Source organism: Pseudomonas sp. W15Feb34 (genome assembly GCF_023127765.1).
GTDB lineage: Bacteria > Pseudomonadota > Gammaproteobacteria > Pseudomonadales > Pseudomonadaceae > Aquipseudomonas > Aquipseudomonas synxantha_A.
Genome location: NZ_SPKN01000003.1, coordinates 37,615 through 50,774 on the forward strand (window position 1 = coordinate 37,615; position 13,160 = coordinate 50,774).

Here is a 13,160-nt window from a genome sequence, read left to right on the forward strand (position 1 = left end):
AGCACTGCGCCAGCACCCTCGGTGTTGGCGCAGCTCTGCAATCAGTGCGCTTGGTCCCAGTTATCGCCCACGCCCACATCCACCACCAACGGTACGTCCAGCTGGGCTGCAGCACTCATATGTTCGCGAATCTTCTCGCTGACTTGTGGGACCAGGTCCTCACGTACCTCCAGCACCAATTCGTCGTGCACTTGCAGGATTACCTTGGCATCCAGGCCCGACTCGGTCAGCCAGTTATCCACCTGCACCATGGCTTTCTTGATGATGTCCGCCGCCGTGCCCTGCATGGGTGCGTTAATGGCTGTGCGCTCTGCCGCAGCGCGCTCCTGAGGCTTGTTGGAGTTGATATCCGGCAAGTACAGGCGCCGACCGAAGAAGGTTTCCACATAGCCTTGGTCCGCTGCCTGGGCACGCGTGCGCTCCATGTATTCGCGAACACCTGGATAGCGGGCGAAGTACACATCGATGTAGGCCTTGGCGGTCTTGGTATCGACGCCGATGTCCTTGCCGAGCTTCTGGGCACCCATGCCGTAGATCAGGCCGAAGTTGATCGCCTTGGCACTGCGGCGCTGGTTGGACGTGACTTCAGCCAGCTCAACCTTGAATACCTCGGCAGCCGTGGCGGTGTGCACGTCCAGATCGTTTCGGAAGGCGTTCATCAGCCCTTCGTCCTTGGACAGGTGCGCCATGATCCGCAGCTCAATCTGGGAATAGTCCGCCGCCAGCAGCTTGTAGCCCTTGGGCGCGACAAACGCCTGGCGAATCCGCCGCCCTTCGGCGGTGCGCACCGGGATGTTCTGCAGGTTCGGGTCGCTGGAGGACAAGCGCCCGGTTGCCGCTACCGCCTGATGGTAAGACGTATGAATGCGCCCGGTGCGAGGGTTGATCTGCTCCGGAAGGCGGTCGGTGTAGGTACTTTTGAGCTTGCTCATGCTGCGGTACTGCATCAGCACCTTGGGCAACGGAAAATCATCTTCGGCCAGTTTGGCCAGCACTTCTTCGGCGGTGGAAGCCTGCCCCTTGCCGGTCTTTTTCAACACCGGCATCCCCAGCTTCTCGTAGAGAATCGCCCCAAGCTGCTTGGGTGAGCCGAGGTTGAATTCTTCACCGGCGATCTCGAAGGCCTGGCGCTCCAGCTCGACCATCTTGTTACCCAGCTCGATGCTCTGGATGCCCAGCAGCTCCTTGTCCACCAATGCGCCCTGGCGCTCGATGCGTGCCAGTACCGGCACCAATGGCATCTCGATATCCGTCAGCACACTGGCCAGGCTCGGGATCGCGGCCAGCTTTGCGTGCAGCTCCTGATGCAGGCGCAAGGTCACATCGGCATCTTCGGCTGCGTAAGGGCCAGCCTGTTCAAGGGCAATCTGGTCGAACGTCAGCTGCTTGGCGCCTTTGCCGGCAATGTCCTGGAAGCTGACCGTGTCGTGGTCCAGGTACTTCTTCGCCAGGCTGTCCATGTCATGGCGGGTCGCCGTGGAGTTCAGCACGTAGGATTCGAGCATGGTGTCGAAGGCGATGCCACGCACAGTGATGCCCTGTGCAGGGTCGCCACCGATGGCGCAGTTGGCGAGGATGTTCATATCGAACTTGGCGTGCTGGCCAACCTTGAGTTTGGTCGGGTCTTCCAGCAGCGGTTTCAAGGCCAGCAGCACGGTGTCCCGATCCAATTGATCCGGCGCGCCGATATAGGAATGGGTCAGCGGGATGTAGGCGGCTTCATGGGGCTGCACAGCAAACGAGACCCCAACCAATTGCGCCTGTTGAGCGTCAATGCCGGTGGTTTCGGTATCAAAGGCAAACAACGGCGCATCGTTGAGTTTTTTCAGCCACACGTCGAAGGTGGCCTGGTCCAGGACGGTGGTGTAAACCGCCTCTACCGGTACCGATATAACGGCCTCGACCGGCGTTTCGGCGGCAGGTGCAACCTCGCTCGCCGACTTGAGCTCCACACGCTTGGCATCGCGCTGGATCTCGTCGTACCAGCTCTTGAACTCAAGCAGCGTGTACAGCTCCAGCAGCTTTTCGCGATCCGGCTCGATCAGGTGCAGGTCATCCAGGCCCACGTCCAGTGGCACATCGATCTTGATCGTCGCCAACTGATAGGACAGGAATGCCATCTCCTTGTGCTCTTCAAGCTTGGCTGGCAGGGTTTTGGCCCCGCGGATAGGCAGCGTCGGCACAATATCCAGCTGCTCATAAAGCTCTTTGAGGCCGCCATTCACTCCCACCAACAAGCCCGAGGCGGTCTTCGGCCCAATACCCGGGACGCCTGGGATGTTGTCGGACGAATCGCCCATCAACGCCAGATAGTCGATGATCTGCTCGGGAGCGACGCCGAATTTCTCCTTTACGCCCTCAACGTCCATCGAGCTACCGGTCATGGTGTTGACCAAGGTAATGTGCCCGTCCACCAGCTGTGCCATGTCTTTATCGCCGGTCGAAATCACCACCGGGCGGCTGGCGGCCGCGCTGCTGCGCGCCAGGGTGCCGATCACGTCGTCAGCCTCGACGCCTTCGACGCACAGCAACGGGAAGCCCAGGGCGATCACGCTTTGATGGAGCGGCTCGATTTGCAGGCGCATGTCATCGGGCATACTCGGGCGGTTGGCCTTGTACTCGGCGTACATCTCATCGCGAAAGGTCCCGCCCTTGGCGTCGAACACCACCGCGAACGGGCTGTCCGGGTACTGCTTGCGCAGGCTTTTGAGCATGTTCAACACGCCCTTGACCGCACCGGTCGGCAGGCCTTTGGAGGTGGTCAGCGGTGGCAGCGCGTGGAAGGCGCGGTACAGATAAGAAGAACCGTCCACCAGGACGAGGGGCGCTTGGCTCATGAGCAGGATCAACCTTTTCGGCGGGTCAGGCGCTAGAATAGCCGGACCAATGAAAACAAAGGGACAAGGTTATCATGCGTACATTCAATCGCCTGCTGTTGACCGGTTTGATTGCACTCGCTCCGATGGCTGCCATGGCGGCAGACGATGCGCCTTCGGCAGACCCGGAAGTTACCATTCGCACGGAAGGCGACAAGACTATCCAGGAGTATCGCCAGAACGGCTTCCTGTACGCCATCAAGGTTACCCCGAAGGGCGCTCCACCTTATTTCCTGGTGCGCGCGGACGGAACCGATGCGAACTTCATCCGCTCCGACCAGCCGGATATGCTGATCCCGTCATGGAAGATCTTCGAATGGAAATGATTTCTTAATTTTAACCGGCGCTGCTAAGCCAGCGCCCGTAACGGCAGTTTTAACCATGTCTGTGTTCACCCCCCTGGCTCGGCCCGAGCTGGAAACCTTTCTCGCCCCTTATGGGCTCGGCCGCCTGCTTGATTTCCAGGGGATTGCCGCCGGCAGCGAAAACACCAATTTCTTTATCAGCCTGGAGCAGGGTGAGTTTGTCCTGACCCTGGTTGAGCGCGGCCCCGTGGCAGAAATGCCGTTCTTCATCGAACTGCTCGACGTGCTCCACGACGCCGACCTGCCGGTGCCGTACGCCTTGCGTACCACCGACGGTATCGCTTTGCGCGAACTCAAGGGCAAACCCGCCTTGCTGCAACCGCGCCTGGCCGGCAAGCACATCAAGGACGCCAACGCCCAACATTGCGCCCAGGTCGGCGACCTGCTCGGCCACCTGCACTTGGCGACTCAGGGCGAAAAAGTGCTGGAGCGCAAGACCGACCGCGGGCTGGACTGGATGCTCAGTGAGGGCGCGCAGCTGATTTCACACCTCAACGACGCACAGCAGCGCCTGCTGCAGGACACATTGAGCGAGATCGAAACCCACAAGACTGACATCCTCGGCCTGCCACGGGCCAACGTTCACGCCGATCTGTTTCGCGACAATGCGATGTTCGAAGGCACACACCTTACAGGCTTGATCGACTTCTACAACGCCTGCTCGGGGCCGATGCTCTACGACGTGGCGATTGCCTTGAATGACTGGTGTTCGGATGCCGATGGCGCGATCGACGGGCAACGCGCCCGGGCGCTGCTGGGGGCTTATGCAGGGCTGCGGCCGTTTACTGCGAAGGAAGCCGAGCTATGGCCGACCATGCTGCGCGTGGCGTGCGTACGGTTCTGGTTGTCACGACTGATCGCGGCGGAGTCGTTTGCCGGCCAGGATGTTCTCATTCACGACCCCGCTGAGTTCGAGCACCGTCTGGCGCAACGCCAGCAGGTCAGTGTCCACCTGCCGTTCGCGCTCTAAAAGGCCTACTCGGTCAAAAAAATGTGGGAGCTGGCTTGCCTGCGATAGCGGTGTCGACTGACACGCCGCCATCGCGGGCAAGCCCGCTCCCACATTGGTTATGCGGCGATGGTTAAAGCGACTCCAGACAGCCAGCCAAATCATTACCTAGCTTCTCCAGGACCTGCTCATAACCCTGAGCGGTAGCCGGGGTATAGCCACCCAACGCATCCAGCTCCGCCAACTTCACCGGCAACCCGGCAACCAGCGTCTCGGCCAATCGCGGCCGCAACGGCGGCTCGCTGAACACGCAGGTCTTGCCCACCTCCTGCAAGCGCGTGCGCATCGCCGCTACATGCTGGGCACCTGGCTGCACTTCGGCGGCCACGCTGAATACGCCGGTGTGCTTGAGGCCGTAAGCCTCTTCGAAGTAGTCAAACGCCTCATGGAATACGAAGTAAGGCTTGCCATCGACGCTCGCCAGTCGCTTTTTCAAGCGCGCATCCAACGCATCCAGGCGCTCACCAAAAGCTTTGGCGTTGCTCTGATAACGCTCGGCGTTTGCAGGATCAGCCGCACTGAGGTCCGCAGCCATGCGCGTGGCGATTACCCGCGCGTTCACCGTTGACAACCATAAATGCGCATCGACGCTGCCAGGTCGATGATCATGGTCATGCTCGTCGGCATCGTCGGCGTGGGAATGGCTATCTTCGCCGAAAATACGTAATTTCATCCCTGGCAGGTCCTGGACGGCCACGGTAGCGGTCGTACGGCCTTTCAACACGCGCGGCAAAAAGGTTTCCATGTCCGGTCCGATCCAATACAACAGGTCCACCGACTGCACGCGCCGTACGTCGGATGGGCGCAATGCGAAGTTATGCGGCGACGCACCCGGCGGCAGCAATACCTCCGGAACCGCCACACCGTCCTGCACCGCCGCGGCAATCAGCTGCAACGGCTTGATGCTGGTCAGCACCTTCACATCGGCCTGAGCGGCACCCGCAACGAACAAACTGGTGACAAATACGACAAAAACGGGAAAAAGTCGGGACACGATGACCACTCAATGGCGTAGGAACGGGTAACATAATAACGTCTCTATCAAATATCTGTCGCCGCTCATGCCTAAAACACCGCTTGCCAGCCGTCCCCACGACCACTCTCACTGCGTGCACACCGCATTGTCAGAGGCCGATACCCTGTGCGCACAAAAAGGCTTGCGCCTGACCGCCTTGCGTCGCCGGGTGCTGGAGTTGGTGTGGCAGAGCCACAAACCGCTGGGCGCGTACGACATTCTTGGCGTTCTCAGCGAACAGGACGGCCGCCGCGCTGCACCACCTACCGTGTACCGCGCACTGGATTTCCTGCTGGAAAATGGCCTGGTTCACCGTATCGCCTCGCTCAACGCGTTTGTCGGCTGCAACCACCCGGAGCACGCGCATCAGGGCCAGTTCCTGATCTGTCGCGAGTGCCACGCGGCCATCGAGCTTGAACAAAAAAGCATCAGTGACGCCATTATCCAAAGCTCTGCCGACGTCGGCTTCAAGGTCGAGGGGCAAACGGTTGAAGTGGTCGGCCTGTGCGCGGGCTGCCAGGGGGCTTGATGAGCAACGCGTTGATCCGTCTGGAGCAGGTCGGCGTCACGTTCGCCGGGCAGAACGTGCTGGAAAACATCGCGCTGAGCGTGGAGCCGGGGCAAATCGTCACGTTGATCGGCCCCAATGGCGCAGGCAAGACCACCTTGGTGCGCGCCGTGCTTGGCCTGCTCAAGCCCGACAGCGGCAGTGTATGGCGCAAGCCCAAACTGCGCGTGGGCTACATGCCGCAAAAACTGCACGTGGACCCGACCCTGCCGCTGTCCGTATTGCGCTTCCTGCGCCTGGTGCCCGGTGTCGACCGCGCCCGTGCACAGGCCGCGCTCAAGGAAGTCGGCGCCGAGCAGGTGATCGACAGCCCGGTACAAAGCATCTCCGGCGGCGAAATGCAGCGCGTGCTGCTGGCCCGCGCCTTGTTGCGCGAGCCAGAGTTGCTGGTGCTCGATGAGCCCGTACAAGGCGTCGACGTCGCCGGCCAGGCCGAGTTGTACAGCCTGATCACCCGCCTGCGCGACCGCCATGGCTGCGGCGTGCTGATGGTCTCCCATGATCTGCACCTGGTGATGAGCACCACCGACCAGGTGGTCTGCCTCAACCGCCACGTGTGCTGCTCCGGCCACCCGGAACAGGTCAGTGGCGACCCGGCGTTCGTGGAACTGTTCGGCAAAAACGCCCAGAGCCTGGCGATCTATCACCATCATCACGACCACGCCCATGACCTGCATGGTGCCGTTGTCGATACTCCCCACGTTCATGGAGATAGCTGCAAGCATGGCTGATTTTCTGCTCTACGCCCTGCTGGCAGGCTTGGCTCTGGCACTGGTGGCGGGCCCGCTGGGCTCGTTTGTGGTCTGGCGGCGCATGGCCTATTTCGGTGACACCTTGTCCCATGCGGCGTTGCTGGGCGTGGCCATGGGCTTTCTGCTGGACGTGAGCCCGACCATCGCCGTAACCGTGGGCTGCCTGCTGCTGGCGGTACTGCTGGTGACCTTGCAACAACGCCAGCCGCTGGCCTCCGACACCCTGCTGGGCATCCTCGCGCCAAGCACCCTGTCCCTGGGCCTGGTGGTATTGAGCTTCATGCATGAAGTGCGTATCGACCTGATGGCCTACCTGTTCGGCGACCTGCTGGCGATCAGCCCGACTGATCTGGCCTGGATCCTCGGCGGCAGCGCTGGCGTACTGGTGTTGTTGGTGGCCCTGTGGCGCCCGATGCTGGCGATCACCGTGCATGAAGAACTCGCCAGGGTTGAAGGCTTGCCCGTCGCGGGGCTGCGCATGGCCCTGATGTTGCTCATCGCCGTGGTGATCGCTGTCGCGATGAAGATAGTCGGCGTATTGTTGATCACGTCGCTGCTGATCATTCCCGCCGCCGCCGCCCAGCGTCATGCCCGCTCACCGGAGCAGATGGCAATCGGCGCCAGTCTCTTGGGAATGTGTGCAGTGTGCGGGGGCCTGGCGCTGTCCTGGTTCAAGGACACGCCAGCCGGGCCGTCGATTGTGGTTACGGCGGCCGCCCTGTTTCTGCTGAGTTTTGTCCTGCCCCGTCGAGGGGTGTAGACTTGCTCGCTTTTTGCGCAAATAGAGAGTCGCAGGAATGAAGCCGTTCACCTCCCGTTATCTGCTCCTTGCCGCATTTTCCCTGCTGCTGGGTGCCTGTCAAAGCACGCCGCCCGCTGCCCCCGAGGCCCCGGACGCACGCGCTGTGGCCATCGCGCAGCTGGAGCAAAACCTGGCCAGCAGCGAACTGGCAACCGCCGAAGACCAACTTGCGGCGTTGCAGGCCCAGTCCCCCAACGATCCCGCACTTGAGGCCTATCAGCGTCAACTGGCCGAAGCCTACCTGCAGCGCAGCCAGATCGTGCTGCAAAAAGGCGATGTCAACGCCGCCGCCACCGCACTGAGCCGGGCCCGCGCGCTGATGCCAAAAGCCCCGGCACTGACCGGTGGCGTCAACAGCGCTATCAGCCATGCGCGCAAGGCCGAGCTGGATCAGGCAGAAGCCGCGTTGAAAGCCGCCGAAGCCAAGCCTGCGGCCAAGGTCATCGACCCCGCAGCGCCGAGCACTACCGTGGCGCTGAACCTCGCGGATGTCGAAGACATGCGTCATCAGTTGGACGCCATCGCCACCGACGTGGTGAATTACCAGTGCGATGTCAGCATCCAGGTGCCACGCACCCAGGATTACCCGTGGCTGGCCACATTGCTGACCAAACGGGTGAAACGAATTGATTCGGGGTATGACTTGAAGATTCACCGGCAGATCCTGAAACACATTCCGGCGCAGGTTGTGCTGATTCCGCGCAAGGCGGACTAAAAGCATCGTAGGCAAGCCAGCTCCCACATTTGAAGGGTGAACACATTCACGTGTGGGAGCTGGCTTGCCTGCGATGACGATCTAACAAACAACCGATAATTTAAGCCGGAATCGCCTTGGATTTCGGCTCCCGCTCCCAAACCCGATGCTGTGCAATCGCAGCAAAGAACGCCTTGAACGCCTTGGCATCAGCGCCCACGATCAAGCCCGCATCCGCTTCCAGCTTCAGCAAGTCCAGCAACGGTTTCACATCACTGGCCACCGCAATCGCCTTGAGGTGCTTGTACGCTTCCAGTACGTAATGCAACGCCACGCCATCGCCGCTCAACGCCTTCACCGAGTCCTTACCGCCCGGGATAAACACCGCGTCGAAGGCAATGGACGGCATGCCTTCCATCGAAGCGTCTACGGGTAGCGTCTTGCCATCGGCAGTGGTCACAGGCGCCGAAGTCGGGCCCAGCAACTTGGCATGGGCACCCTCTGCCTCCAGCGCTGCCTTGAGCGCATCAATTGCCGCACCATCAACGCCGTTAGCCGCCAGAATCGCCACCTTGCGCGTCTTGATATCGCCAGACAGCAAATTCACCTGGCTCAATGCCGGTGATTCCTTCAGCGATGTTTCACGTGCGGGCACCGTGCCCTTGGTCGGCGCTGGCAAGCCCAGGTTCTGCGCCACGCGTTTGGCCAGTTCCAGGTCAATGTTGGCCAGGATCTCGTTGACTTGACGCGCCCGGATAAACTCGCGCTCAACCTTGCCCAACTCGAAGCTGTAGGCCGCGATGATGTGCTCTTTCTCGTGGTGGCTCATGCTGTTGTAAAACAACGTGGCCTGGGAGAAATGGTCGCCGAACGACTCGCTGCGCTCGCGCACTTTATTGGCATCGACGCGCTCGTAGTAGGACTCGAAACCTCCATCGGCAGGACCGGCAGGCGTTTCTTTCGGCCAGCCACCATCAATCGAGTTCGGCTCGTACGAGGCCCGCCCTTTATCGATCACGGTGCGATGTTGAGCGTCGCGCTGGCCGTTATGGAAAGGCACTACCGGGCGGTTGATCGGAATCTCATGGAAGTTGGGGCCGCCCAACCGACTGATCTGCGTATCCGTGTAGGAAAACAAGCGGCCTTGCAGCAGCGGGTCGTTGGTAAAGTCGATGCCCGGCACGATATGGCCAGGGCAAAACGCGACCTGCTCGACTTCAGCGAAGAAGTTATCCGGGTTACGGTTGAGCACCATCTTGCCCAGCGGTGTGATCGGCACCAGCTCTTCAGGGATAATTTTGGTCGGGTCGAGCAAGTCGAAATCGAACTTGTGTTCGTCTTCTTCCGCCACGATCTGCACACCCAGTTCCCACTCGGGGTAATCGCCGCTCTCAATCGATTCCCACAGGTCACGGCGGTGATAGTCCGTGTCCTTACCGGCCAGCTTTTGCGCCTCGTCCCATACCAGGGAGCACGTGCCTACTTTTGGGCGCCAGTGAAATTTCACGAAGCTGGATTTACCTTCCGTATTGATCAAGCGGAAGGTGTGCACACCAAAACCCTGCATGGCGCGCAGGCTTTTTGGAATCGCCCGGTCAGACATGGCCCAGATCACCATGTGCGCCGACTCCGGCTGCAACGACACGAAATCCCAGAAGGTGTCGTGTGCCGAGCCGCCGGTAGGAATCTCGTTGTGCGGCTCAGGTTTTACCGCGTGTACAAAGTCAGGAAACTTGATCGCATCCTGAATGAAAAACACCGGCATGTTGTTGCCCACCAGGTCGAAGTTGCCTTCGTCGGTGAAGAACTTCACGGCAAAACCGCGCACATCGCGCACGGTGTCGCCGGAACCGCGCGGGCCCTGCACCGTGGAAAAACGCGCGAATACCGGCGTTTTATGCTCGGGCGTGCGCAGGAAACCGGCCTTGGTCAGTGCCGAATGGTCACCATAGCTCTGGAAATAACCATGGGCGCCGGTACCACGGGCATGCACGATGCGCTCGGGGATACGCTCATGGTCAAAGTGCGTGATCTTTTCACGCATGATGAAGTCTTCCAGCAGCGAAGGGCCACGGGCGCCGACTTTCAGGCTGTTCTGGTTGTCGGAAATCTTCACGCCCTGGTTGGTGCGCAGGGCCTGGCCGGTCGCATCGGAACGGAATTCTTCCAACGCCTGCAATTTGGCGTTGGTATTGCCTCGGTCCAGGGTATCAGTACCCGCGACTTCACTCTTGGGCGGGGTGGCTGGCTTCTTGGTACTCATCAGTCAAAACTCCTTAGTCAAAGTGGCCAGAGCGGTCCCCGGCTCGTTTGAGCGAAACCCCAGGCACGGCACCCGGGAGATCGAATTGCTTAAGTAGTGACTGACAGGGTTTTGCGCCGTTCCTTTTTTATGACCTTTGGTCTCGTTATTGCCAAATCGCTGGATGGATACGAAATAAATGCTAAGAAACACTAGATGGACAGGCTAAAATGCGCGCCCGGCTAACCGCTGATCCCTTTTCAATGCGCCCCACAAGGTTCGCTACGTGATCGAGTTTCAAAACGTCCATAAAACCTACCGCGTCGCCGGTAAGGATATCCCCGCACTGCACCCCACCAGCCTGCGCGTCGCCAATGGCCAGGTGTTTGGCCTGATTGGCCACTCGGGTGCGGGTAAAAGCACACTGCTGCGCCTGATCAACCGCCTGGAAGAACCCAGCGGCGGGCAGATCACGGTCGACGATGAAGAAGTCACCGCCCTGGATGCCAACGGCCTACGCCGCTTCCGTCAGCAGGTCGGGATGATCTTCCAGCACTTCAACCTGCTGGCGTCCAAGACCGTGGCCGACAACGTCGCTCTGCCACTGACGCTTGCCGGTGAATTGTCGCGCAAGGAGATCGACCAGCGCGTGGCTGAGCTGCTTGCTCGCGTCGGCCTGTCGGACCACGCCAGGAAGTACCCGGCGCAGTTGTCCGGCGGTCAGAAACAGCGCGTCGGTATTGCCCGCGCCCTGGCGACCAAGCCAAAGATCCTGCTGTGCGACGAAGCCACCAGCGCCCTCGACCCACAGACCACCGCGTCAGTCCTGCAACTGTTGGCCGAGATCAACCGCGAACTGAACCTGACCATCGTGCTGATCACCCATGAAATGGATGTGATCCGCCGCGTGTGTGACCAAGTTGCAGTGATGGACGCTGGCGTGATCGTCGAGCAAGGTTCGGTCGCCGATGTGTTCCTGCACCCAAAGCATCCGACCACCAAGCGTTTCGTTCAGGAAGCCGAACAGGTTGACGAAGGCGAGCAGCGCGACGACTTCGCCCACGTGCCGGGCCGCATCGTACGCCTGACGTTCCAGGGCGATGCGACCTACGCGCCATTGCTGGGTACCGTCGCTCGCGAAACAGGCGTGGACTACAGCATCCTGGCCGGTCGTATCGACCGCATCAAAGACATCCCTTACGGGCAACTGACCCTCGCCGTCACCGGCGGTGACATGGAGGCCGCGTTTGCGCGCTTCACCGCCGCCGACGTTCACATGGAGGTCCTGCGCTGATGGACGTTTTCCTGAGTTTCTTTGCCAATATCGACTGGTCCGAAATCTGGCTCGCCACCGGCGACACCATGACCATGCTGTTCGGCTCGCTGTTCTTCACCGTGCTGTTGGGCCTGCCTCTGGGTGTGCTGCTGTTCCTGACCAGCCCGCGCCAGCTGTTCGAACAAAAAGGCCTGTACGCGCTGCTGTCGCTGATCGTGAATATCCTGCGCTCGCTGCCGTTCATCATCCTGTTGATCGTGATGATTCCGTTCACCGTCCTGATCACCGGCACATCGCTGGGCGTTGCCGGCGCGATCCCGCCGCTGGTCGTAGGTGCTACGCCATTCTTTGCGCGGCTGGTAGAAACGGCCCTGCGCGAAGTCGACCGCGGCATCATCGAAGCCACCCAATCCATGGGTGCGAGCACCCGCCAGATCATCACCAACGCCTTGTTGCCCGAGGCGCGCCCCGGCATTTTTGCGGCGATTACGGTGACGGCGATTACACTGGTTTCCTACACGGCCATGGCCGGTGTAGTCGGAGCTGGTGGCCTGGGTGACCTGGCGATCCGTTTTGGTTACCAGCGCTTCCAGACCGATGTGATGGTAGTCACCGTGGTAATGCTGTTGATCCTGGTGCAAATTCTGCAAACCGTCGGCGACAGGCTGGTGGTGCATTTTTCTCGAAAATAACGGCCATTGCCGGCTCACAGCCGGCAGATGCCCGAACAAGGAGCTTGCTGGATGAAAAAACTACTGGTTGCCTTCGCTGCCGTTGCCGCGTTTTCCGCCCATGCCGAGACGATCAAGGTCGCTGCCTCGCCGGTGCCTCATGCGGAAATCCTCGAATTCGTGAAGCCTGCCCTTGCCAAAGAAGGCGTGGATTTGCAGGTCAAAGTTTTCACCGATTACGTGCAGCCAAACGTGCAAGTGGCTGAAAAACGCCTGGACGCCAACTTCTTCCAGCACCAGCCGTACCTGGATGAGTTCAACAAGGCCAAGGGCACTCACCTGGTGAGCGTTGGCGGCGTGCACCTGGAGCCGCTGGGTGCCTACTCCAGCAAGTACAAGAAACTGGCCGACCTGCCTGACGGCGCCAACGTGGTGATCCCTAACGACGCCACCAACGGCGGTCGTGCGCTGTTGCTGCTGGCCAAGAACGGTCTGATCACCCTGAAGGACCCGACCAACATCCTGTCGACCATCAAGGACATCACCGGCAACGATAAAAACCTCAAGTTCCGCGAACTGGAAGCCGCCACCCTGCCGCGCGTGCTGACCCAGGTCGACCTGGCACTGATCAACACCAACTACGCCCTGGAAGCCAAGCTGGATCCATCCAAGGACGCCCTGGTCATCGAAGGCAGCGACTCGCCTTATGTGAACATCCTGGTGACCCGCGAAGACAACAAGGATTCGGACGCAGTGAAGAAGCTGGTTGCAGCCTTGCACACGCCTGAAGTGAAAAAATTCATCGAAGAGAAGTACAAAGGCGCGATCAAGCCGGCGTTCTGACCCGCCTAGATCTCCAAAACACTGAAGATCAAAAATGTGGGAGGGGG

The 13,160-nt window shown here is 60.3% G+C and carries 12 protein-coding genes; 9 read left to right on the plus strand and 3 right to left on the minus strand.

The window, feature by feature from the left end:
- Nucleotides 1–41 precede the first annotated feature (41 nt).
- On the minus strand, nucleotides 42–2,837 hold the full coding sequence (gene polA, locus E4O97_RS00905; RefSeq protein ID WP_078822721.1) for a DNA polymerase I: 2,796 nt from the start codon (nucleotides 2,835–2,837) through the stop codon (nucleotides 42–44).
- A 74-nt stretch (nucleotides 2,838–2,911) separates the two neighbouring features.
- Between polA and E4O97_RS00910 the strand changes: the two genes are divergently transcribed.
- Both E4O97_RS00910 and E4O97_RS00915 read left to right on the plus strand, forming a co-directional pair.
- Nucleotides 2,912–3,202: a DUF2782 domain-containing protein gene (locus tag E4O97_RS00910; protein ID WP_003187366.1), complete on the plus strand. Its 291-nt coding sequence runs from the start codon at nucleotides 2,912–2,914 to the stop codon at nucleotides 3,200–3,202.
- A 55-nt stretch (nucleotides 3,203–3,257) separates the two neighbouring features.
- Entirely contained in the window at nucleotides 3,258–4,211 is a 954-nt protein-coding gene (locus E4O97_RS00915; protein ID WP_248160758.1) for a homoserine kinase, read from the plus strand.
- Nucleotides 4,212–4,323: 112 nt separating this feature from the next.
- On the opposite strand, the gene E4O97_RS00920 is transcribed toward E4O97_RS00915, so the two are convergent.
- Nucleotides 4,324–5,253, minus strand: a complete 930-nt coding sequence (locus tag E4O97_RS00920; RefSeq protein ID WP_223017814.1) for a zinc ABC transporter substrate-binding protein — start codon at nucleotides 5,251–5,253, stop codon at nucleotides 4,324–4,326.
- Nucleotides 5,254–5,299: 46 nt separating this feature from the next.
- Between E4O97_RS00920 and E4O97_RS00925 the strand changes: the two genes are divergently transcribed.
- Genes E4O97_RS00925 through E4O97_RS00940 form a run of 4 tightly spaced genes read left to right on the plus strand, consistent with a single transcriptional unit; the run spans nucleotide 5,300 to nucleotide 8,102 of the window.
- On the plus strand, nucleotides 5,300–5,794 hold the full coding sequence (locus E4O97_RS00925) for a Fur family transcriptional regulator (RefSeq protein WP_177327430.1): 495 nt from the start codon (nucleotides 5,300–5,302) through the stop codon (nucleotides 5,792–5,794).
- Entirely contained in the window at nucleotides 5,794–6,564 is a 771-nt protein-coding gene (gene znuC / locus E4O97_RS00930) for a zinc ABC transporter ATP-binding protein ZnuC (protein WP_005783440.1), read from the plus strand. Before E4O97_RS00925 ends, znuC begins: the two co-directional genes overlap by 1 nt.
- Nucleotides 6,557–7,345 carry a zinc ABC transporter permease subunit ZnuB gene (znuB, locus tag E4O97_RS00935; protein WP_032878556.1) on the plus strand — a complete coding sequence of 263 codons (789 nt, stop codon included), beginning with the start codon at nucleotides 6,557–6,559 and terminating at the stop codon, nucleotides 7,343–7,345. Before znuC ends, znuB begins: the two co-directional genes overlap by 8 nt.
- Before the next feature lie 37 nt (nucleotides 7,346–7,382).
- A complete protein-coding gene (locus E4O97_RS00940) occupies nucleotides 7,383–8,102 on the plus strand; it encodes a PA5502 family lipoprotein (RefSeq protein ID WP_005783438.1) in 720 nt (239 codons plus the stop codon).
- Between the two features lie 100 nt (nucleotides 8,103–8,202).
- Here E4O97_RS00940 and katE read toward each other — a convergent pair whose 3' ends face one another.
- Complete coding sequence (gene katE / locus E4O97_RS00945) at nucleotides 8,203–10,344, minus strand: catalase HPII (RefSeq protein ID WP_078822718.1); 2,142 nt, start codon at nucleotides 10,342–10,344, stop codon at nucleotides 8,203–8,205.
- Between the two features lie 265 nt (nucleotides 10,345–10,609).
- Between katE and E4O97_RS00950 the strand changes: the two genes are divergently transcribed.
- Genes E4O97_RS00950 through E4O97_RS00960 form a run of 3 tightly spaced genes read left to right on the plus strand, consistent with a single transcriptional unit; the run spans nucleotide 10,610 to nucleotide 13,113 of the window.
- Entirely contained in the window at nucleotides 10,610–11,617 is a 1,008-nt protein-coding gene (locus E4O97_RS00950) for a methionine ABC transporter ATP-binding protein (protein WP_103734077.1), read from the plus strand.
- Entirely contained in the window at nucleotides 11,617–12,291 is a 675-nt protein-coding gene (locus E4O97_RS00955) for a methionine ABC transporter permease (protein WP_005783435.1), read from the plus strand. The genes E4O97_RS00950 and E4O97_RS00955 overlap by 1 nt, the downstream gene beginning before the upstream one ends.
- A 51-nt stretch (nucleotides 12,292–12,342) precedes the next feature.
- Nucleotides 12,343–13,113 (plus strand): MetQ/NlpA family ABC transporter substrate-binding protein, encoded by a 771-nt coding sequence (locus tag E4O97_RS00960; RefSeq protein ID WP_032878561.1) that lies wholly within the window; start codon nucleotides 12,343–12,345, stop codon nucleotides 13,111–13,113.
- Nucleotides 13,114–13,160: the final 47 nt, after the last annotated feature.

Excerpts from the sequence above, each read along its gene's own strand:
- E4O97_RS00955 (WP_005783435.1), top strand. The coding sequence starts at position 11,617 with ATGGACGTTTTCCTGAGTTTCTTTGCCAATATCGACTGGTCCGAAATC.
- E4O97_RS00915 (WP_248160758.1), top strand. The coding sequence starts at position 3,258 with ATGTCTGTGTTCACCCCCCTGGCTCGGCCCGAGCTGGAAACCTTTCTC.
- E4O97_RS00910 (WP_003187366.1), top strand. The coding sequence starts at position 2,912 with ATGCGTACATTCAATCGCCTGCTGTTGACCGGTTTGATTGCACTCGCT.
- E4O97_RS00940 (WP_005783438.1), top strand. The coding sequence starts at position 7,383 with ATGAAGCCGTTCACCTCCCGTTATCTGCTCCTTGCCGCATTTTCCCTG.
- polA (WP_078822721.1), bottom strand. The coding sequence starts at position 2,837 with ATGAGCCAAGCGCCCCTCGTCCTGGTGGACGGTTCTTCTTATCTGTAC.
- katE (WP_078822718.1), bottom strand. The coding sequence starts at position 10,344 with ATGAGTACCAAGAAGCCAGCCACCCCGCCCAAGAGTGAAGTCGCGGGT.
- E4O97_RS00960 (WP_032878561.1), top strand. The coding sequence starts at position 12,343 with ATGAAAAAACTACTGGTTGCCTTCGCTGCCGTTGCCGCGTTTTCCGCC.
- znuC (WP_005783440.1), top strand. The coding sequence starts at position 5,794 with ATGAGCAACGCGTTGATCCGTCTGGAGCAGGTCGGCGTCACGTTCGCC.
- znuB (WP_032878556.1), top strand. The coding sequence starts at position 6,557 with ATGGCTGATTTTCTGCTCTACGCCCTGCTGGCAGGCTTGGCTCTGGCA.